The following is a 21,077-nucleotide window of genomic DNA, read 5'->3' on the forward strand; positions in this document are numbered from 1 at the left end:
ACCCGCCGCCGGCGCGCTCAGGAGGCGCAGCCCTGGGCCGTGTCGGCCGGCTCCACGTCGCGCAGCCCGGCCAGGATGTCGGCGGTGGTGTGCGCCCGGATGCCGGACTGCGCCTCGTCGGCGAACCGGGCGACGACCGCGCGGACGTGCCGCTCGGCGGGTGCGGCGAGGCCGTCGTAGATGGTCTCGAAGAGTTCCCGCGCCGGCCGCCGGAGCCAGCCGGCCGGCAGGAGGTCCAGGGGCAGCCGCGGGTCGAGGGTGGGAAAACGGCGGAAGGTGTCCATGACCTCGGTACGCGTCCGTACGGCCGTCGCGCCGTCGACACCCGTCGACCGCGTCTGCGGCACCAGCGGCGTCCACCGGCGCAGGAACTCCTCGTAGTGCCGGCCGATCGCCTCGATGTCCCAGGCGTCGATCGGCGTGCGCTGGGCGATGGCGTCGAGGTCGGCCTGTCGGCCCCGGAACACCGTGACAGCGCCCGGGGCGAACCGGGCGAGCTGGGCTCTGCCCTGCGGGCTCAGCTCGTACGGCGAGACCCACAAGCCGTCGTACAGCGGCGCGTACCCGAGCCAGCGGAGCTGGCCCCGCAGGGCCCGCCGCTGCGCGCCACGGTCCTGGGGCAGGGAGAAGGCGACGATGGTCCAGCAGCCGTCCCACGCGGGCACCTCGGTGGTGGCGGCCAGGATCCAGCTGCCGCCGCTGGACAGGTACGCGGCGGCGGCGCGGCTGAGCCGGTAGGAGCTGCGCCGACCCTCCCGACTGCCCTCCAGCACGCCGCGCCGGGCCAGCCGGCTGATCGCGGCACGCGCACCCGCGGTGCTCACACCGGACTCGGCGAGCAGGGCGACGAGGGCCGCGGACGGGACCCGCGCCCGGGTCCGCAGCGTGTAGTCGGCCAGCAGGGTCACCGCGAGATCCTGCGGGGAGCTGCCGGTCTGCCGTCGGGGCAGTCGCGGCGGCTCGTCCCCGTCGTCGGGATAGATCTCCTCGATCGTGAAGGGGTTTGCCACAGGCGCTCCCGGCTCGGCTCAGGGACGGTGCACCGACTGTAGACGGACCGCCCGGACGGCGGTGTCGGCACCAGCACCTCCTGATCGAGGTACGTCGATTGACACTTCAGCGACCGCGAGGAACACTATCTGCTACGCGACGCCGTACGCAGCCGGGCACAGGGCGAGCACACGTAGTGGGCGAGGCGCGATCACCACGGGAGTCGGGCGCACCCGTGACCGCACAGCGCGCGACCCCACACCCACCCCGCACAGGTGATCGAAGGAGTCATCCCCGTGAAGATCCGAAGGAAACTGCTGCTCGGCCTGGTCACGTCACTGGTGGCGGCCGGCCTGGTGGCCCCCGCGTTGCAACCCGCGTACGCCGCCTCGCTCACCGAGGTGACCGCGTTCGGCGACAACCCGGGCCGCATGCGCATGCACGTCTACGTACCGGACGCCCGCCCGGCCAAGCCGGCGATCGTGGTGGCCATGCACGGCTGCGGCGGATCGGGCCCCGGCTTCTACTCCGGGAGCGAGTTCGCCTCCCAGGCCGACCGGTACGGGTTCATCGTGATCTACCCGACGGCGACCCAGCAGGCCGGCTTCGGCAACTGCTTCGACACCTGGTCGGACGCCGCCAAGCGCCGTGGCGGCGGCAGCGACCCGGTGTCGATCATCTCGATGATCCGCTACGCCCAGCAGCAGTACGGCGGCGACCCCGACCGGGTGTACGCCACCGGCAGCTCGTCCGGCGGCATGATGACCAACCACATGCTGGCCCTGTACCCCGACGTCTTCAAGGCCGGCGCGGCGTTCATGGGCGTCCCCTACAACTGCTTCGCCAACGCGGCGGACTATCCGCCCGGCAGCAGCCAGTGCACCGGCGGGAACATGAACCGGACCCCGCAGCAGTGGGGTGACGCCGTGCGCGGGGCGTACCCCGGCTACTCCGGCCCCCGCCCGCGGGTGCAGTTGTGGCACGGCACCAGCGACACGCTCGTCCCGTTCTCGCTGTTGCAGGAGACGATCGAGCAGTGGACCAACGTGTTCGGGCTCAGCCAGACACCGACCTCCACCGACACGCCGCAGGCCAACTGGAACCGCCGCCGGTACGCCGACGCCAACGGAACCGTCCAGGTCGAGGCGTACAGCATCCAGGGCGCGGGCCACAGCCTGCCGTCCGGCGGCATGGCCGCCGCCGCCGTCACGTTCTTCGGCCTGACCGCCCCGCCGAACCCGACCACGCCGCCCCCCAACCCGACGACCCCGCCCCCCAACCCGACGACCCCGCCGCCCAACCCGACCACCCCGCCGCCCAACCCGACGACCCCGCCGCCGAACCCGACCACGCCGCCGCCGAGTTCCGGCGCGTGCCGGGTGGGCGTCGCGATCAACGCCTGGAACAACGGGCTGACCGAGAACCTCACCATCACCAACACCGGGACCAGCGCCGTCAACGGCTGGTCGCTCGTCTTCACCCTGCCCGGCGGCCAGAACATCACCTCGGGCTGGAACGCGACCTACTCCCCCACGTCCGGTCAGGTGACGGCCCGCAACGCCTCGTACAACGCCAGCATTCCGCCGAACGGGTCGGTGACCGTCGGCTTCCAGGCCACGCACACCGGCAACACCGCGCGGCCGAGTTCGTTCACCCTCAACGGCGCGACCTGCACGACCGCCTGAGCACGGCGGTCCGGTCCACCGGAGACCGAGCCGGCCCCGTCGCCCAGGGCGGCGGGGCCGGCACGACTCAGTTGCCGGCGGGTACCTGGTCGACGATCTCGTCGTACCCGACCGCGCCGGGCGCCGTCGTCGGCGCGTAGATCACGCGGAGCACGCCCGTCGGGAACACCTCGGTCGCGGTGACCCGCAGGTGGTACGGCGTGTCGCCGTCGTCGAAGAGCCGGCGCCCCTTGCGGGCCGCCACCGGGTGCACGAGCAGCCGCAGCTCGTCGACCAGACCGGCCGCGAGGAGCTGCTGGACGACCGAGATGGACCCGGGGATGAGAATGCCCTTGATCCCGGGATCGGCCTTGAGCGCGGCGACGGCCTCGGCGAGGTCACCGGCGACGAGTTCCGAGTTGCGCCAGGAGAAGTCCAGCGGCTGACGGGAGACGACGACCTTGCGCGTGTCACCGAGTTGCTTGGCGAACCCGGCGTCCTCGCCACCGGCGGCCTCCCGGTCCGGCCAGGCCCCGGCGAAGCTGTCGTAGGTCACCCGGCCGATGAGCAGCACGTCGGAGGTGTCGTAGTCCTCCGTGACCGCGCGGCCCATGTTCTCGTCGAAGTACGGGAAGTGCCAGTCCGGGTCGATCTCGGCCACGCCGTCGGCCGAGATGAACAGCGTGGAGATGACCTTCGCCATCGCGGTGCTCCTTCACATCACATGCTGTGGGCTCGTGGACGGGCACAGCATCGCAAACGCGTCCGACGGTCGGGGCCCGCTGCGCCGGGAAACGCGGACGAGCCCCGGCCGAATCGGCCGGGGCTCGTCAGGTGACGCGGGATCAGGCGATGTCGAACCGGTCGAGCTCCATGACCTTCGTCCAGGCGGCCACGAAGTCGTGCACGAACTTCTCGCGCGCGTCCTGGCTGGCGTAGACCTCGGCGAGGGCGCGCAGCTGGGAGTTGGAGCCGAAGATGAGGTCGACCGCGGTGGCGGTCCACTTCACCTCGTCCGTGGCCAGGTCCCGGATCTCGTACACGTGCTCGTCGGTCTCCGACGCCTTCCACCGGGTGCCCGGGGAGAGCAGGTTGGCGAAGAAGTCACCGGTCAGCACGCCCGGCCGGTCGGTCAGCACGCCGTGCGACGCACCCCCGACGTTGTTGCCGAGGGCACGCAGACCGCCGACGAGGACGGTCATCTCGGGCGCGCTCAGGTTCAGCATGTACGCCCGGTCGATGAGCAGCACCTCCGGCTGGGTCTTCTCGCCGGCGCGCAGGTAGTTGCGGAAACCGTCCGCGCGCGGCTCGAGGACCCGGAAGGAGTCGACGTCGGTCTGCTCCTGGCTGGCGTCGGTGCGGCCCGGCCGGAACGGCACGGTCACCTCGACGCCCCCGTCGCGGGCCGCCTTCTCGACGGCGGCCGAGCCGGCCAGCACGATCAGGTCCGCGAGGGAGATCTTCGCCCCACCGGCGGCGTTGAACTCCTGCTGGATGCCCTCCAGCGTGCTCAGCACCGTCGCGAGCTGCTCGGGCTGGTTGACCTCCCAGCTGCGCTGCGGCTCCAGGCGGATGCGCGCGCCGTTGGCGCCGCCGCGCTTGTCCGTGTTGCGGAAGCTCGCGGCGGAGGCCCAGGCGGTGGAGACGAGCTGCTCGACCGTGAGGCCCGAGTCGAGGACCTTCGCCTTGAGGGCGGCGACGTCGGCGTCACCCACCAGCTCGTGGTCGACGGCCGGCACCGGGTCCTGCCAGAGCTGCGGCTCGGCGACCCACGGCCCGAGGAAACGCTCGATCGGACCCATGTCGCGGTGCAGCAGCTTGTACCAGGCCTTCGCGAAGGCCAGCGCGAACTCGTCGGGGTTCTCCAGGAAGCGCCGCGAGATCTTCTCGTACGCCGGGTCGACGCGCAGCGACAGGTCGGTCGTGAGCATCGTCGGCTTGTACTTCTTCGACGGGTCGAACGGGTCCGGGATGATCGCCTCGGCGTCCTTGGCGACCCACTGCTTCGCGCCACCCGGGCTGGTGGTCAGCTCCCACTCGTAGCCGAACAGGATCTCGAAGAAGCGGTTGCTCCACTGGGTCGGCACGTCGGTCCACGTCACCTCGAGACCGCTGGTGATCGTGTCGGCGCCCTTGCCGCTGCCGTGGGTGCTCAGCCAGCCCAGGCCCTGCGCCTCGATCGGGGCGCCCTCGGGCTCGGGGCCCACGTGGTTGTCCGCGACACCGGCGCCGTGGGTCTTGCCGAAGGTGTGTCCACCGGCGATGAGGGCGACGGTCTCCTCGTCGTTCATCGCCATCCGGCCGAAGGTCTCCCGGATGAAGTGCGCCGCCGCGGCCGGGTCGGCGTTACCGCGCGGGCCCTCCGGGTTGACGTAGATGAGGCCCATCTCGGTCGAGCCGACGCCGGGCGTCATCTCCTTCTCGGAGGCGTACCGCTCGTCGCCCAGCCAGGTGTCCTCCGGACCCCAGAAGATCTCCTCGGGCTCCCAGACGTCCTCGCGGCCGAAGCCGAAGCCGAAGGTCTTGAAGCCCATCGACTCCAGGGCGACGTTGCCGGCCAGCACGAGCAGGTCGGCCCAGGAGATCTTCTGGCCGTACTTCTGCTTGACCGGCCACAGCAGGCGGCGGGCCTTGTCCAGGTTGGCGTTGTCCGGCCAGCTGTTGAGCGGGGCGAACCGCTGACCACCGTCACCGGCGCCGCCACGGCCGTCCTCGATGCGGTAGGTGCCGGCGGCGTGCCAGCTCATCCGGATCATCAGGCCGCCGTAGTGGCCGAAGTCGGCCGGCCACCAGTCCTGCGAGGTGGTGAGGACCTCGGTGATGTCCCGCTTGAGGGCCTCGACGTCGAGCTTGGCGAACTCCTTGGCGTAGCTGAAGTCCGGCCCGAGCGGGTTGCCCTTGGGCGAGTGGGCGTGCAGCACCGAGAGGTCGAGCTGGTTGGGCCACCAGTCCCGGTTGGTGCGCGGACGACCACCGGTCTTCGGGGTCGGCGAGTCGATCGCCGGGTTCTCGCTCTCGCTGCCGTGGGCGGTCACCGAGTCGTGCGCGACCGGGCAGCCCGCCGCGGCCTTCTGGTCCACGCCCTGCGCGCTGGCGGGGCGGTTGTCCTGGGTGTCGCTCATGTACTTCCTTCCGAACTGGCGGATCGCTGGGAGGTGCGGTCGGACGCGCAACCGGGGCAGGTGCCCCAGTAGACGACCTCCGCCTCGTCGACCACGAAGCCGTGGTCGTCCGAGGCGGTGAGACAGGGTGCGTGGCCGACGGCGCACTCGACGTCGGCGATGGCGCCGCAGGAGCGGCACACGACATGGTGGTGGTTGTCCCCCACCCGCGACTCGTAGCGGGCGGTCGCGCGGGCCGGCTGGATGCGCCGCACCAGACCCGCGTCGGTGAGCGCGCGCAGCACGTCGTACACCGCCTGGTGCGAGATGGTGGGGTGGTCCGCCCGGACCAGCGCGATCACCGTGTCGGTGTCGACGTGGGGGTGATCCCGCAGCACCGCGAGCACGGCCAGCCGGGGTCGCGTCACTCGTAACGAGACCCCTCTCAGCTGCGCTTCGAGGTCGGACATCACGCGCTGCACACTAGCTCACTTTTTTGGAACGGATCAAGTTTTGCCCACTCTCGGGTCGGCGTGGCGCAACCTTCACGCCCGGTTCACCCGGTGGTGGCCGGCGCGCCGGCGGTCGCGGGCCGCCGCGGCAGACTCCCCCACCGCCGGGATGGTCCGGAAACTCTCCGGAAGTTCCGACCGACATTCGTCCGATGATGTCCGCCGGCCGGCCGCCTGCCACCCTCGCCACGACCACCCCTGATCGACTACTGACCTCGACAGACACGCGTCCTTTCGAGGCCGACGGCGGGCCGGGCGCCGCCGCGAGGCTTCCGGAAAATGTTGACAAGCGGACGACCGGCTCAATACCGTCGCCATCGACGGCACTCAATCGCCGTCGTCGTCCGTGCCGCGACTGCCGCCTCCGGTCGTGGTGCGGGACAACCGGTCAACCACCACCACGCGGTACGACGCCGTGGCCGACAGCCCGTTGCGTCGCACCGCACCGCTGGCCCCGCGCCAGCCGTGACGAGGAGGAAACACCTACATGATCGACACCGACCACACTCCCACCGCAGCACCGAGACGCGGCCGGATGCGGCTGCTCCTCGGCGCCGCCTGTGCGGTCGTCCTGGCCGTCACGGGCACGGTCGCGGTCACGGCCACCAGCGCGTACGCCGAGGCCGACCGGACGCTCACCTCGAGCCTGACCGGCACGCACAACGGCTACTACTTCTCCTTCTGGAAGGACAGTGGCAACGCCAGCATGACGCTGCGCGAGAACGGCCGGTACTCCAGCAGCTGGGACCGCAGCACCAACAACTGGGTCGGCGGCAAGGGCTGGGCCACCGGCTCGCGCCGGACGGTCACCTACTCGGCCAACTACAACCCGGGGAACAACAACACCTACCTCGCGCTGTACGGGTGGACGCGCAACCCGCTGATCGAGTACTACGTGGTCGAGAACTTCGGCAGCTACAACCCGAGCAACGGCGCCACCCGGTTGGGCACGGTCACCACCGACGGCGGCACCTACGACATCCTGCGCAGCCTGCGGACCAACGCCCCGTCGATCGACGGCAACCAGACGTTCTACCAGTACTGGAGCGTCCGCCAGAACAAGCGGTCGAGTGGCACCATCACCACGGCCAACCACTTCGACGCCTGGGCCCGTGCCGGCCTGAACCTCGGCACCAACCACGCGTACCAGATCATGGCGACCGAGGGCTACCAGAGCGCCGGCAGCTCCGACGTCACCGTGTCCGAGGGCGGCGGCGGCAACCCGACCTCCGGGCCGACCTCCGGACCGACGACCGGCAACCCGGGCGGCGGCAACTGCAACGCGACGCTCTCCGCCGGTCAGCAGTGGGGTGACCGGTTCAACCTGAACGTCGCGGTCAGCGGCACCAACAACTGGATCGTCAGCCTCAACCTCAACGGCGGCCAGTACATCCAGAACAGTTGGAACGCGTCCGTCAGCGGCACCAGCGGGACGGTGACCGCCCGACCGAACGGCAACGGCAACAACTTCGGCATCACGATCATGGCCAACGGCAACTGGACCTGGCCGACGATCAGCTGTCGCACCAGCTGACCCGTACCACCGCAGCACGTTCCGGCCCCCGCCGCCACGCGACGGGGGCCGGGCGCCGCCCGGGTGCTCAGGAGTACACGAGGTGCAGCATCATTCCCGCGTCGGCGTGCCCCAGGTTGTGGCAGTGGTTGGCCCACACGCCCGGATTGTCGGCCCGGAACGCCACCTCCCACACCTCACCGGGCCGGACGTCGAACGAGTCCAGCCAGAGCGGGCTTCCGGTGGCCGGCCGCCGGTCGCGGGCCAACACGAGCACGTGATGACCGTGCAGGTGCCACGGGTGCACGACCTGCGACCGGTTGACGATGGTGAACCGGACGACGTCGTCGCGGCGGACGACCTGCGGCGGGATGTCCGGATCGGCCGCGCCGTTGACGGTGTGGGCGTACCGCGGCAGCAGTCCACGCAGGTCGAGACCGCGATCGAGGACGAGGGTGAAGTCCCGGTCGAAGCGGGACCAGGGCGCCGGGGCCGGCCGGCCGTAGCTGAGCGGGTCCAGGACCGGCCACCCGTCGGTCGCCGTCGACCCCGCGCCGGTCGAGTAGACGCGGCGTCCGTCGACGTGGAGCGCCACCGGGGTGGCCGGTGCATCGAACACCAGGTCGTAACGGCCCCCGGCCGGGATCAGCACGGCCGTGTCCCGCACCGGCGTCGGACCGCTCAGCTCGTGGCCGTCGATCGCGGCGACCCGGAAATCGGTGCCGGCCAACGCGTACCGGTGTGTGGTGCTGTCCGTGTTGATCAACCGCAGCCGCACCGGAACGCCGGCCTCGACGGACTCCACCCGCGCGTCGGGCAGCGGACGATCCGCCAGGGTGTGCACCGGCACGACGACGTCGAGGCCGGTCGCCGGCCCGGGACGTACCACCAGGACACCGTAGAGGCCCATCCGTACGCCGACGTCGGACACCGAATGGGTGTGGTACCAGTAGGTGCCGGCCTGGTCGGCGCGGAACCGGTAGACGAACTCCTGACCGGGCAGCACCGCCGCCTGGGTCACCCCGGGCACACCGTCCTGGCCGTTCGGCACGTCGTACCCGTGCCAGTGCAGGGTGACGCCCCGCCCGATGTCCCGGTTGCGCAACGTCACCTCCACCACGTCGCCGACCGTGGCGGTCAACTCCGGTCCGGGTACCTGCGCGTCGAACGCCCACGCCGCGACGTCGTGACCGCCGACGCGCACCGTGGCGGTACCGGCCGTCAGGGTGAACCGTCGGGTGGGTTGGTCGGAGATCCGGGCCTGCGGGTACCCGTGCTCGTGGGGTGCGGCGGGTGCCGTCCCCGGGGTGACGGCCAACCCGGTGCCGGCCAGCAGCGCCGCGACCGCCACCGCGACCGCCACCCGGGACACCGTCCGGGACGGGCGCGCGTCGAGCAGACGCCACGAGACCGCCGTCGCCGCCACCACCCCGGCGACCGCGAGCAGCCCCACCGACGCCGACACCGGGTAGCCGTGCAGGACCGTCACCAGCAGGGCGGCGCTCACGGCGTACCCGGCGAACAGGAGCGGCACCGCGACGGACCGGATGTCGTCCGCGGCCCGCAGCAGCCGCGGCCCGGCGACGGCGACGGCCGCGAGCGACAGCGGCGCGGCGACGACGACCTTCTCGGCGGCGAACCACCAGCCGGCCCGGGCGAGCGCGACCACGGTGCTCGCGCGGGCGAGCGTGGCGAGCAGCGCGACGGCGGCCAGCGCGAGCGCGAGGGGCCGACGCCGGGCGGCCGCCGCGGCGCCGCCGCCCAGCCAGCCGGCGGCGGCCAGGACCGTCAGCACGAGGTCCGCCGCGAGCAGCGAGGCGGTCGTCATGCCGGCTCCCCCTGGGGTACGACCACAGCAGCGTCGGCCGTCGGCGTCCCGGCGGCCAGCCGGCGCGCTCCCCGCATCACGCCGACCACGACATGTACCGCGATGATGCCGTTGACCGCGTGCAGCCCACCGATGGTCAGGCCGAACGGCGTGCTGGCGCCCACGGCGTCGGTGCCGGCGCTGGCGAGCATGGCGAGCAGCGCCTGCACGATGACCAGGCCCAGCGGCAGGACCGCCAGCGCGACGAGCCGACCCGGCGCCTTCGCCAACGCGGCGAGCAGGACGGTGAGCAGGGTGAGGACGGGGATGACGGCCATCCCGTTGACGCTGTGCAGGGCGTACGCGCCGTCCCCGGCCGGCTTGGTGAACGCGCCGACGGCGGCGAAGACGAACTGGAGGGCGAACGCGGTGAGGAGCAGTCCGCTGCTGACGACGAATGCCTTACGCATGCTGGGCTCCTAGAGCTGCGCCGAGCGCAACGCCCGGGCGACGTGGTCGGTGGCGGTGATCGCCCCGTAGGCGACGATCCGGACGAGGTCGGCGTCGGCCGGGTGCGACAGCTTCCACAGGGCGACGTCGCCCGGGCTCACCGCACTGGGCGCGAACGCCGCCAGCAACGCGATCCGCGTGCCGACCCGGTCCCGGCCGGGCACGTCCCGGACCAGGTCGACGGCCCAGTCCGCGGGCCGGGTCGGGAACCGGCCGTCCTCCCAGCGCACGGTGGCCGTCACGGTCTGGCGGGCCACGTCACCCAGCAGCTCGCCGCCCCGGGTGGCGGCGTCGCGCAACGACGCGTACGCGACCCCGACCGGGCTGCCCCCGGCCCAGGCCGGCGGCGGTGTCGGGCTGGGGTCCAGGAGTGCGAGGCTGCGTCCGGGTTCCTTCGGCTCCCGCGCGGACCTGGCGTACAGCCGTCCCCCGACCGAGCGCACCAGCGGGGCGCGTTGCAGGCCGCCGGGGAGCAGGTCGGGGTCGAGCAGCGCCGAGACGACCCGGTTGACGAAGTGGAACGCGAGCAGGGTGCCGGTGACCTCGGGGCCGTACCGGCTGGTCCAGTCCCCGGCGCGGGGACTGCGGCTGGCCCGGGCCCAGCGGGCGAGTTCGGCGTGTCGCGGCTCGGCCGGCGTCTCGCCCCGGGCGACGACCTCGGCCAACCCGTGCTCGCCGAGGGCGTGCAGCAGCAGCACGTGGGCGTCGAGGCAGAACTGACAGCCGTTGGCCCGGGACACCACCGCCGCGACGAGTTCGCGGTCGACCCGGGACGTGTCGCCGGCGAGCAGGGCCTCGCGCAGCAGCGACCAGGTCGCGGCCAGCACCTCGGGCACGGCCGAGAGCGCCTGGAAGGTGGGCAGCGGTCCGAGGAAGTCCTCGCGGAGCTGTTGGTAGACCGCCGCGGTGCGACCGGTGGCCGCCCTGGTGGGGACGGGGGTGAAGAAGCGGTATGTCATGCGGTCGATGCTCGCGGCGACGGCCCGCGAAGGCGTCGTGCCGGCGCAGACACTTCCCGCCGCCCGGATACCACGACCGTGGTACGCCTGATCTACCGCGCGCGCGGGATGCTCCCGTGCGGACGGTCGTTCTACAGTGCGACCATGCGCCGCGACCTGCCGTACGTCGTCAGCGGCCTCGTCCTCGGCGGTCTCCTGCTCGGCAACGCCGCGCTCGCACCGGACGCCGCGACGGTCGGGGCCCTCGACGTCACCCTGGTGCTCGTCATGGCCGCCGCCCTCGGCGTGTGCCGACGCCATCCGGTGCTCGCGCTGGGCGTGGTGACCGTCGCCATGCTGGCCCTGCACATCCGGGTGCACTCCGGGGTGTCCGCCGCGTTCCCGGTGCTCGGCGTGGTCTACCTGGCCGCGTGGCGGGGGTACCGGTTCGCCTCCGTCGTGGCCAGCGTCGCCTTCCTCGGCGGCTTCCTGGCCCACGACGTCTCGGTGGCGCCGGTCGACCGTCCGAACCAGCTCATCGTCGAGCGGACGGCGCTGCTGCTGGGCTGGTTCGTGGCGGCCAACGTCGCCGGACTGGTCGGCCGGCACCGTCGGGCCTACCTGGAGCAGGTCGAACAGCGGGCCATCGAGGCCGAACGCACCCGTGAGGAGATGGCGTTGCGGCGGGCCGGCGAGGAGCGCCTGCGCATCGCCCGCGACCTGCACGACTCCCTGACGCACAGCATCTCGGTGATCAAGGTGCAGGCCGGCATCGCCGTGCACCTGGCCCGCAAACAGGGCGACGAGCCGTCGGCCACGCTGCTGGCGATCCAGGAGGCCAGCGCCGCCGCGATGCGCGAACTCCGCACCACCCTGGACGTCCTGCGCACGCCCGACGACGACCGCGTCGGGCTGGCCCGGGTCGACGAACTCGCCGAACGGACCCGGGCGGTCGGCGTGCCGGTCCAGGTGACCGTCACCGGCCGGCCACGGCCCCTGCCGGACGAGGTCGACCAGGCCGGCTACCGGGTCGTCCAGGAGGCGCTGACCAATGTGGCCCGGCACGCCGGGCCCGCGACCGCACGCGTCCTGGTCGAGTACGCCCCGGCCGGGCTGACCGTCGCGGTCAGCGACGACGGGCAGGCGTCACCGGCCCGACCGCCGACGCCGGGGGTGGGACTGCGCGGCATGCGGGAGCGAGTCAGCGGGCTGGGCGGCACCCTGCGGGCCGCCGCCAACGACGACCACGGGTTCACGGTGCGGGCCACGTTCCCGCTGGACGGGCCGGCATGACCGGGCGGTCACACCGATGATCCGGGTCCTGCTCGCCGACGACCAGGCGCTGATGCGGGCCGGTTTCCGGGCGCTGCTGGCCGCCGAGGACGACCTGGAGGTGGTGGGCGAGGCGACCGACGGCACGTCGGCCGTCCAACTCGCCCGACGCCTCCGCCCGGACGTCGTGCTGATGGACGTGCAGATGCCCGGACTCGACGGGATCGAGGCGACCCGACGCATCGCCGCCGACCCCGACCTCGCCGCGACCCGCGTCCTCATCCTCACCAACTACGGGCTCGACTCGTACGTCTTCGCCGCCCTGCGCGCGGGCGCGAGCGGTTTCCTGCTCAAGGACGCCGACCCCGCCGACCTGTTGCAGGCCGTCGCCGTCGTGGCCGGTGGCGACGCGCTGCTCGCGCCGGCCGTGACCCGTACGCTGATCAGCGAGTTCGTGGCCGGGCCACCCCCGGCCGCGCCGAGCGCCGGTCGGGACGTGCTGACCGCCCGGGAGCAGGAGATCGTCGAGCTGGTCGCCCGGGGGCTGACCAACGACGAGATCGCCCAACGCATGGTGATCAGCCCGTTGACCGCCAAGACGCACGTGAACCGGGCCATGACCAAGCTGCACTGCCGGGACCGCGCGCAGTTGGTCGTGTGGGCGTACGAGTCGGGACTGATCACGCCGCGCCGCCGGTGACCGTGCCGTCACCGGCGGCGCGACGCGAGCTGGTGTCAGGACCCGATCGCGATGGCGAAGACGTGCATCGTCGGCACGTTCGCCGCCGCACGGGCGCTGATGTTGGGCAGCACGACCTGGGTCACCGCCTTGTTCTGCAGGGCGACGCCCACGTAGTAGATGCACGCGGCGGTGGCCTGGCGACCGTTGTTGGGCCGGTTCTGGTACGCGGACACGATGGCGGCGGTCGCCCCGGACACCGGGCCGCCGTACCAGTCGGGCGTGCTGAGGGTGAACGTCTGGCGGGTGCCGTCCGCGTACACCACCGTTCCGGTGCCCGACACGGCCCCGTAGGTGCCGGTCAGGAGGAAGCCGAGCGTGCTGCCGGTGCCGCTGATGCCGATGGTCTGGCCCGAGGCGATGGCGTTGTCGGCGGTGCCGGGGCTGACGTTGGGCCAGCGGAAGTTCACCCCGTTGCGGCTCACCGTGCTGCCCGGGCTCGCGCCGGCCTGCGCCAGGGCCTGCGCCGACAGGGTGGCCCCGTTGCCGTCGAAGTTGCCGACGTTGGTGTTGCTGTCGTTGGTGATGCCGGCGTTGGTGAAGCTCTGTTCCAGCGTCGGCGTGGTGGCGCCCGTGCTGGTGACCCGGTAGGTGCGTCCGGCCTGCACGGTCACCTCGATCAGGTCGGACTCGACCCGGGTCACCCGCGGTGAGGTGCCGTCGGCGGTGTCGACGACGCTGACGGTGCCGGTCAGGAACCGCGACCGTAGCCGGACCGTGCCGGCGCGGTCCGGTCGTACCAGCACCTCGGTGGCCGCGCCGCTCGCCCAGGTGATGCTGACCGTGTGCCCGCCACGGCCGCGCAGCCCGGTCACCCGGCCGCTGGGCCAGGCCGGCGGCAGCGCGGGCAGGATGTGCAGCTCCCCGATGTGGCTCTGGAGCAGCATCTCGGCGATGCCGGCGGTGGCGCCGAAGTTGCCGTCGATCTGGAAGGGCGGGTGCAGGTCGAACATGTTCGGGGCGAGCCGGGCGGTGGTGGCGAGGTAGCGGATCAGGTCGTGGGCCCGCTTGCCCTCCTCCATCCGCGCCCAGAAGTTGATTTTCCAGGCCAGCGACCAGCCGGTGCCGTCGTCGCCGCGCAGCGCCAGCGTACGACGGGCGGCCTCGAACAACTGCGGGGTGCCGCGCTTGGTGATCTGGTTGCTCGGGGCGAGGCCGTACAGGTGGGAGATGTGCCGGTGGTTGGGCTCGGTCTCCACCCAGTCGTAGAGCCACTCCATGATGTTGCCGCGCGAGCCGACCTTCATCGGAGGGAGCCGGTCCCGGGTGGCCCGGACCTGGGCCCGGAAGGTGCTGTCCACGTCGAGGATCTCGCTGGCCCGGGCGACGCCGTCGAACAGGTCGCGCAGGATCTGGTTGTCCATGGTGGGGCCGGCGCACACGCTGGCGTTCGAGTGGTGGCTGAGTTCCGGCGAGTTCGACGGGTTGGTCACCAGGTAACCGAGGGTCGGCTCGGTCACGAGGGTGTTGAGGAAGAACTGCGCGGCGCCCTTCATGGCCGGGTAGTTCGTCCGCAGGAACTCGATGTCACCGTTGAACAGGTAGTGGTCCCAGATCAACGTGGACAGCCACGCGCCGCCGGTCTGCCACATGCCCCAGAACGCGCCGTCGACGACGGCGGTGGCCCGCCACGCGTCGGTGTTGTGGTGGGTGACCCAGCCACTGGCGGAGCCGTACTGCACCTGGGCGGTCCGCGCTCCGGTGACGGCGAGTTCCCGGACCATGTCGAAGACCGGGTTGTGGCACTCGGCCAGGTTGGTGGTGTTGGCCGGCCAGTAGTTCATCGGCAGGTTGGCGTTGATCGTGTACTTCGAGTCCCAGGACGGCGTCAGCGAGTCGTTCCAGATGCCCTGGAGGTTCGCCGGCTGGGTGCCGGGGCGCGACGAGGAGATCAGCAGGTACCGCCCGAACTGGAACAGCAGCGCGGAGAACTGCGGGTCGTTGACGCTGTTGTGCTGGGCGATGCGTACGTCGGTCGTCTGGTCGGCGGCGGAGGTGCGGCCCAGGTCCAGCGTCACCCGGCCGAACAGCGCCTGGTAGTCGGCGACGTGCCGGGTGCGCAGCTGGTCGTAGCTGTAGGCGCGGGCGGCGCTCAGGCGCTGCCGCGCGATGCCCCCGTAGTCGCCGCCGACGTTGCGGTAGTTGACGTAGCTGGAGCCGATGGAGACCAGCAGGACGACGCTGGTGGCGCCGGTGACGCGCAGGGTGCCGCCCGAGCTGGACACGCTGCCGCCGGTGACGGTGGCGTTGGCCAGGGCGAGGAAGCGGACCTGCCCGGTGACGCCCTCCTGGTTGCCGGAGACGCCGTCGAGGCCGATCGTCGTGCCGTCCGGGCTGGACACCGTGGTGCGCTGCGGGCTGTCGAAGGTGGCGGTGAAGCTGATCGAGTTGTTGCGGTCGGCGGTCAGTCGCATCGCGATGACCTGGTCCGGTGCGCTGGCGAAGACCTCCCGCTGGTAGCGGATGCCGTTCAGGACGTACGACGTGGTGGCCGTCGCGGTGGTGAGGTCGAGCGTGCGGTTGTGCTGGGACGCTCCGCTGGCCGAGCCGAACGCCAGCCGGAGGTTGCCGACGGTCTGGTACGCCAACTGCCCGCCGGGGTTGCCCATCATGGTCTGGTTGATGAGGTCCTGGGCCTGGGTCCACTGGTTCGCGTTGACCAGCCGCCGGATCTCCGGCAGCGCGGCCGCGCCTCGGGTGTTGCTGGGATCGTGCGGGCCGCCGGCCCAGACGGTGTCCTCGTTGAGCTGGAGTCGTTCGGCGTCGACGTTGCCGAACACCATCGCGCCGAGCCGGCCGTTGCCGATCGGCAGGGCCCGCAGCCAGTCCGTGCCGGCACCCTCGTCGTACCAGAGGGCGAGGTCGTTGGCGGCCAGCACCTGCGGCGGCGCGACGGAGTCGGCATTGGCGGTCGCCGTCCACGGCAGCGGCAGCAGCGCGCCACCCGCGCCGGCCGCGCCGATCTTGAGGGCCTGTCGCCGGGTCAGGTCTGACATCGATCCTCCAAACGGTGACCGGTGCGGCCACCCAAGCGCGACAACGACGACCCCCGATAGTGGATCCGCGCGGTGGCACCGACCGTGCAGCGCAGGTCGTAGGCAGACCCGTGGACGACCAAACGTCCGATGTGTTTCGGGAAGATTACTCCGGCGTCACGCAATAGGCAACGGTCGATCGCTGGCGGATCATTGATCGGCGGCGGCCTATGGCGACCCGGGTGCGACCCGGGTGACAGCGGGGTGGGGAGATGCGTTCACCACGGCAGGGGCGAGCGAGACCAGGGGAGGCAATACGTCCGATGAATGGCCGCAGCCGCGCCGCGTCGGCCTCGTGGACCGGCGGGCGCGGCTGGGCGCGGGCTCACTCGGGCAGCGTCGCCCCCGACTGCTCGGCCACCAGGTATCTCGCGTACCAGTCGGGCCAGTTGTCGTCCCGCTGGCCGGTGCGCTCCTCGTGCTCGCCGTGGGCGGCCGCCGCGCGCCGCAGCGCGTCCGCGAGGTCGGTCGCCGACCGGTACGACGTCAGTTCGCTCTCGACGCGCCCGGGCAGACGGGTGGTGATCTCCTGCATCAACCAGGTGTTGCCGTCCGGGTCGTGGAACGTGGCCCGCGAGACGTAGCTGCGGCGCTCCGGGTCGGGACCGTCGGCCGGCCCATCCGGGGTGACGTGGAAGACGTCCCCCACCTCGACGCCGGCGGCGACCAGCGCGTCACGGGCCGCCTCGATGTCCGACACGACCAGGTACGCCGTCGCCGAACCCGGCGCGGCCGACGTGAGCTGCGTGCCGAACTGCACCGAGCACGGGGAGCCGTGCGGGGTGAACTGGACGATCCCGGGCGGTGTCTGGTCGAGTCGCCAGCCGAGGCCCTGGTAGAACCGCTTCGCGCGGTCGACGTCCGCCACCGGGACGACGATCACCTCGACCTTGACGTCGAGGCTCGCGAGGCCGGGCTCGCCCCGATCGGCTTTCGGGCTCATCGCGACCTCCTGGGTGTACCGCCCCACCGTCGACGACCACGCTACGTCCTGCGCCCCGGCGAGGTACGGCGTTCGGGACATCAGCCCGGTGCCGCCCTGGTCGCCCTGCGCAGCCCGAACAGGGCGACCAGCGCGAGCAGGATGACGGCGACGGAGTACTCGTCGGCGGTCTGCGGGAGGCCCCCGGCGTACACCACCAGGAAGCCGGCGATCACGGTGGGCAGGCCGAAACCGACGTAGCAGACGACGTAGAGCAGCGAGAGCACGCTGGCGCGTTCGTGCGCCTCGACCAGCGGCATGATCGTCTTCAGGCTGCCCTGGAACCCGCCGCCGAAGCCGACACCGCCGAGCGCCAGACCGACGAAGAACCCCGGTACGGACTCGGCCATCACCGAGACCACCGTGACGACCATGCCCAGGATGAGGGCGACGATCCCGGTCAGGATCACCGTCCGCGCGGCGGTGTCGCGCAGCAGCAGGACGGCGACCGACCCGAAGAGGGCGAAGACGAACAGGACCAGACCGGCGACCACGATCGAGGTGTCCATGAGACTGCGTACCAGCGCCGGACCGAGCGCGCCGAAGAAGCCGGCCAGCGCCCAGACCGCGAACAGCACCGGAGCGACGACCAGCACCGGTCCGCGTACCGCGCGCGGCAGTTTGATCTCCGGTCGCAGGCTGCGGCGCGCTCCCGGCATCCGCGTGACGGTCTCGGGCATCAGCGCGACCCCGATGGCCTGGATCAGCAGGACCCCGACGAGGACCACGTACACCAGCCGCGTCGGGGCGGGCAGGTAGCGGATGAACAGCGCCGACAGGAGCGCGCCGCTACCGGTGCCGAGGCCGGGGGCGATCGAGTTGGCGAGTGTCCCCCGTGCCCGGTCGATGTCCAGCATGGCCGCGCCGACGGCGCCCGTGGCGGCGCCCGCCGCGAGCCCCTGCACGAGGCGGGCGACCAGCAGCGCGGGTACGCCGTTGGCGAGGATGAACACCAGCAGCGACAGGATCTGCACGGCGATCGCGACGGCCAGCACCGGACGCCGGCCGACGTGGTCGGAGAGTTTGCCGAAGGTGAGCAGCGACGCCAGCACCGCGAGCGCGTAGACCGCGAAGACCACGGTGGTGGTGACCGCCGAGAAGTGCCAGCGCTCCTGGTAGATCCCGTAGAGCGGGGTCGGGGCCGCCGAGGCGGCCAGGAACGACACGAGGATCGACCCGAGCAGGACCAGGGAGACGTTCGGTCCGAGTCGCGCCCGCCCCGTGCTCGACATGTCGGTGCTCCTCGGGCTGCTGCGGCACGTCGGGTCCGACGGCCGCAGGCGCGTACCCGATGTGCCGGCCTCCATGCGCCGACTACTCGTCGGCGTCAGACCCTAGGCGCTCGCGCAGCGCCCGCGCGATGTCGCCGGCGGCGCGCAACTGGTCCGGCGTGAGCGCGTCGACGAACAGTTCCCGGATGGTGCGCAGGTGCGGGAAGGTCGCCTGCTGGAACGCGTCGGCCCCGCCCGGGGTGAGAATCACCTCCGCCCCGCGCGGGACGGTCGCGCACTCCTCGCGACGGATGAGCCCGCGTCGTTCCATTCGGCCCAGGTGGTGCGAGAGCCGACTCCGCTCCCACCCGATGTGTGCGGCCAGCGCGGAGGAGCGCATCCGCCGCTCCGGTGCCTCGCTGAGGGCGAGCAGGACGGCGTAGTCGCCCGGCGAGAGGGAAGAGTCGACCTGGAGACGCGACCCGACCCGGGAGGTGAGAGCCCCCGTCGTCTCGACGAAGTCCCGCCAGATCCGCAGCTCCTCCGCCGTCGGCAGTTGGCGACCCCTGCGCCGCTCGGGGGTGTCGTCGATCATTCCAGTCTCCCGGGAATTGACGTGTCAATCCGCAGGTTAGCATCATTGACACGTCAACCGGGAAGACCGCTTCCCGCGCGTCGACGGCGAGGAACGCCGAGGAGGAGACATGTCCGCCGGATCTTTCGAACTGGGGCTCAACTCGTTCGGCGAGGTAGCCACCGACGGCGACCGGACGCTCAGTGACGCCGAGACCGTCCGGCTGCTGGTGGACGAGGCCCGGCTCGCGGAGTCGGTCGGGCTCGACGTGTTCAGCCTGGGCGAGCACTACCGGGAGGGGCACAACGACTCGGCCACCCCCGTCCTGCTCGCGGCGATGGCCACGGCGACCGAGCGGATCAGGCTCGGCACCTCGGTCACCGTGCTGAGCACGAACGACCCGGTACGGCTCTACCACGAGTTCGCCACCCTGGACGCGGTCAGCGACGGCCGGGCCCAACTGGTCCTCGGTCGGGCGTCGGCGACCGAGTCGTTTCCCCTGTTCGGCTACGACCTGGCGGACTACGAACGACTGTTCGAGGAGAAGCTGGACCTCTTCCTCCGGCTCCAGCAGGAGGAGACGGTCACCTGGTCCGGAACCGTTCGCGCCCCGCTGGTCGCGCAACGGCTGCACCCGCGGATGCGCCCGGGCGGGATCCCGACCTGGATCGGTGTCGGCGGCAGCCCCAACTCGGTGATCCGGGCCGCCCGGCACGGGCTCCCGCTCATGCTGGCGATCATCGGTGGACGCCCGCAGCGGTTCGCCGGTCACGTCGACCTCTACCATCGGGCGCTCGAACAGTTCGGGCAGGCCGCACAGCCGGTCGGGCAGCACTCGCTCGGCCTCGTCGCGGACACCGACGAGGAGGCCGTCGAGACGTGGTGGCGGTACTGGCAGCCGACCGTGGCGCGGCTCGCCGAGGAGCGCGGCTTCTACAAGCCGGACCGCCAGCGCTACGAGGCCGAGATCGACCACGGCGCGCTGTTCGTGGGGTCGCCGGAGACGGTCGCCCGCAAGATCGCCACGATGGCCCGCGACCTGCGACTGAGTCGGTTCGACCTGAAGTACGACATCATGCACCTGCCTCGCGAGGCGCGGGCGCGCACCATCGAGCTGCTCGGCAGCGAGGTCGCGCCACGGGTCCGGGAGCTGTTGGCGAAGGAGCCCACAAATGTCTGATCTCGTGTTCGGCCTCGACACCTTCGGTGACGTGCCGGAGGACGACTCCGGCAAGCCCGTCTCCCACGCCGCCGCGATCCGGCAGGTCGTCGACGAGGCGGTGCTCGCCGACGATCTCGGCGTCGACGTCATCGCCCTGGGCGAGCACCACCGACCGGAGTACTCGGTGTCGACGCCCGAGACGGTGCTGGCGGGCATCGCCACCCGCACCTCGCGGATCCGGCTCTCCTCCGGCGTCACGGTGCTGAGCTCGGACGACCCGGTCCGGGTGTTCCAGCGTTTCGCCACGGTCGACGCGCTGTCGAACGGCCGGGCCGAGGTCATCCTCGGCCGGGGCTCGTTCACCGAGTCCTTCCCGCTGTTCGGTTACGACCTGGCCGACTACGACGTGCTGTTCGAGGAGCGGATCGACCTGTTCGCGAAGCTGCTCGACGAGCAGCCGGTCACCTGGAGCGGCACCACCCGCGCCCCGCTCACCGACGCCGACGTCTTTCCCAAGACGGAGTCCGGACACCTCACCACCTGGGTGGGCGTGGGCGGCTCGCCGCAGTCGGTGGTGCGGACCGCCCGGTACGGCCTACCGCTCATGCTCGCCATCATCGGCGGCGCTCCGGAACGTTTCGCGCCCTACATCGACCTCTACCGCCGGGCCGCCGACCAGCTCGGCACCACCGCGCACCCGGTGGGGATGCACTCGCCCGGCTTCATCGCCGACACCGACGAGGAGGCCAAGGAGCTGTACTGGCCGCACTACCGGGTCATGCGCGACCGGATCGGCGCGCTGCGCGGCTGGCCACCGATCCGCCGCCAGGAGTTCGACTCGGAGGTGGCGCACGGCTCGCTCTACATCGGCTCGCCGGAGACGGTCGCCCGGCGGATGGCCGCCGCCATCCGCGGACTCGGTGTCGGCCGGTTCGACCTCATCTACACCGCCGGGGCACAGCCCGTGAGCGCGCGGATGCGCGCCGTGGAGCTGTACGGCTCCCGGGTGATCCCCATGGTCCGCGACATCCTGGCCAGCTGATCCACCGCCCGCCCCTTTCGAGAGG

General features: G+C 71.8%; 17 protein-coding genes. 6 read left to right on the plus strand and 11 right to left on the minus strand.

Annotated features, from left to right (window positions below; all coding sequences use genetic code 11):
• Positions 1-17 precede the first annotated feature (17 nt).
• Entirely contained in the window at positions 18-1,010 is a 993-nt protein-coding gene (locus tag ACN263_RS17380) for a PaaX family transcriptional regulator C-terminal domain-containing protein (RefSeq protein WP_422735374.1), read from the minus strand.
• A 276-nt stretch (positions 1,011-1,286) separates the two neighbouring features.
• On the opposite strand from ACN263_RS17380, the gene ACN263_RS17385 reads away from it, so the two are divergent.
• The gene (locus tag ACN263_RS17385; protein ID WP_422735375.1) at positions 1,287-2,675 is read left to right on the plus strand and encodes a PHB depolymerase family esterase; all 1,389 of its coding nucleotides are present in this window, start codon (positions 1,287-1,289) and stop codon (positions 2,673-2,675) included.
• Positions 2,676-2,742: 67 nt separating this feature from the next.
• On the opposite strand, the gene ACN263_RS17390 is transcribed toward ACN263_RS17385, so the two are convergent.
• From ACN263_RS17390 to ACN263_RS17400, 3 genes are all read right to left on the minus strand, one after another.
• Positions 2,743-3,357: a dihydrofolate reductase family protein gene (locus tag ACN263_RS17390; RefSeq protein ID WP_422735376.1), complete on the minus strand. Its 615-nt coding sequence runs from the start codon at positions 3,355-3,357 to the stop codon at positions 2,743-2,745.
• A gap of 142 nt (positions 3,358-3,499) precedes the next feature.
• Entirely contained in the window at positions 3,500-5,776 is a 2,277-nt protein-coding gene (gene katG / locus ACN263_RS17395; protein ID WP_422735377.1) for a catalase/peroxidase HPI, read from the minus strand.
• The gene (locus ACN263_RS17400; RefSeq protein WP_422735378.1) at positions 5,773-6,225 is read right to left on the minus strand and encodes a Fur family transcriptional regulator; all 453 of its coding nucleotides are present in this window, start codon (positions 6,223-6,225) and stop codon (positions 5,773-5,775) included. Before ACN263_RS17400 ends, katG begins: the two co-directional genes overlap by 4 nt.
• Positions 6,226-6,754: 529 nt before the next feature.
• Here ACN263_RS17400 and ACN263_RS17405 point away from each other — a divergent pair.
• Positions 6,755-7,801, plus strand: a complete 1,047-nt coding sequence (locus tag ACN263_RS17405; protein ID WP_422735379.1) for a glycoside hydrolase family 11 protein — start codon at positions 6,755-6,757, stop codon at positions 7,799-7,801.
• A 67-nt stretch (positions 7,802-7,868) separates the two neighbouring features.
• Here ACN263_RS17405 and ACN263_RS17410 read toward each other — a convergent pair whose 3' ends face one another.
• Genes ACN263_RS17410 through ACN263_RS17420 form a run of 3 tightly spaced genes read right to left on the minus strand, consistent with a single transcriptional unit; the run spans position 7,869 to position 11,056 of the window.
• Complete coding sequence (locus tag ACN263_RS17410; protein ID WP_422735380.1) at positions 7,869-9,608, minus strand: multicopper oxidase family protein; 1,740 nt, start codon at positions 9,606-9,608, stop codon at positions 7,869-7,871.
• Positions 9,605-10,057: a DUF6220 domain-containing protein gene (locus tag ACN263_RS17415; protein WP_422735381.1), complete on the minus strand. Its 453-nt coding sequence runs from the start codon at positions 10,055-10,057 to the stop codon at positions 9,605-9,607. The genes ACN263_RS17410 and ACN263_RS17415 overlap by 4 nt, the downstream gene beginning before the upstream one ends.
• A 9-nt stretch (positions 10,058-10,066) precedes the next feature.
• Positions 10,067-11,056 (minus strand): carboxymuconolactone decarboxylase family protein, encoded by a 990-nt coding sequence (locus tag ACN263_RS17420; protein ID WP_422735382.1) that lies wholly within the window; start codon positions 11,054-11,056, stop codon positions 10,067-10,069.
• A 144-nt stretch (positions 11,057-11,200) separates the two neighbouring features.
• Here ACN263_RS17420 and ACN263_RS17425 point away from each other — a divergent pair, with 144 nt between their 5' ends.
• Positions 11,201-12,328: a sensor histidine kinase gene (locus ACN263_RS17425; RefSeq protein ID WP_422735383.1), complete on the plus strand. Its 1,128-nt coding sequence runs from the start codon at positions 11,201-11,203 to the stop codon at positions 12,326-12,328.
• Positions 12,329-12,344: 16 nt separating this feature from the next.
• On the plus strand, positions 12,345-13,007 hold the full coding sequence (locus ACN263_RS17430) for a response regulator (RefSeq protein ID WP_422735384.1): 663 nt from the start codon (positions 12,345-12,347) through the stop codon (positions 13,005-13,007).
• A gap of 35 nt (positions 13,008-13,042) precedes the next feature.
• On the opposite strand, the gene ACN263_RS17435 is transcribed toward ACN263_RS17430, so the two are convergent.
• The 4 genes from ACN263_RS17435 to ACN263_RS17450 all read right to left on the minus strand — a co-directional run bounded on the left by ACN263_RS17435 (position 13,043) and on the right by ACN263_RS17450 (position 18,869).
• A complete protein-coding gene (locus ACN263_RS17435) occupies positions 13,043-16,042 on the minus strand; it encodes a glycoside hydrolase family 95 protein (protein ID WP_422735385.1) in 3,000 nt (999 codons plus the stop codon).
• A 364-nt stretch (positions 16,043-16,406) separates the two neighbouring features.
• Positions 16,407-17,024, minus strand: coding sequence for a VOC family protein (locus ACN263_RS17440; RefSeq protein ID WP_422735386.1), 618 nt, complete (start codon positions 17,022-17,024; stop codon positions 16,407-16,409).
• A gap of 80 nt (positions 17,025-17,104) precedes the next feature.
• Positions 17,105-18,295: an MFS transporter gene (locus tag ACN263_RS17445; RefSeq protein ID WP_422735387.1), complete on the minus strand. Its 1,191-nt coding sequence runs from the start codon at positions 18,293-18,295 to the stop codon at positions 17,105-17,107.
• 82 nt (positions 18,296-18,377) lie between these two features.
• A complete protein-coding gene (locus ACN263_RS17450; protein WP_422735388.1) occupies positions 18,378-18,869 on the minus strand; it encodes a MarR family winged helix-turn-helix transcriptional regulator in 492 nt (163 codons plus the stop codon).
• A 109-nt stretch (positions 18,870-18,978) separates the two neighbouring features.
• Here ACN263_RS17450 and ACN263_RS17455 point away from each other — a divergent pair, with 109 nt between their 5' ends.
• Together ACN263_RS17455 and ACN263_RS17460 are read left to right on the plus strand one after the other, a co-directional pair.
• Positions 18,979-20,028 (plus strand): LLM class flavin-dependent oxidoreductase, encoded by a 1,050-nt coding sequence (locus ACN263_RS17455; RefSeq protein ID WP_422735389.1) that lies wholly within the window; start codon positions 18,979-18,981, stop codon positions 20,026-20,028.
• Complete coding sequence (locus ACN263_RS17460; RefSeq protein ID WP_422735390.1) at positions 20,021-21,052, plus strand: LLM class flavin-dependent oxidoreductase; 1,032 nt, start codon at positions 20,021-20,023, stop codon at positions 21,050-21,052. The genes ACN263_RS17455 and ACN263_RS17460 overlap by 8 nt, the downstream gene beginning before the upstream one ends.
• Positions 21,053-21,077 lie beyond the last annotated feature (25 nt).

Source organism: Micromonospora sp. WMMD729, assembly GCF_049315225.1.
Classification (GTDB): domain Bacteria; phylum Actinomycetota; class Actinomycetes; order Mycobacteriales; family Micromonosporaceae; genus Micromonospora.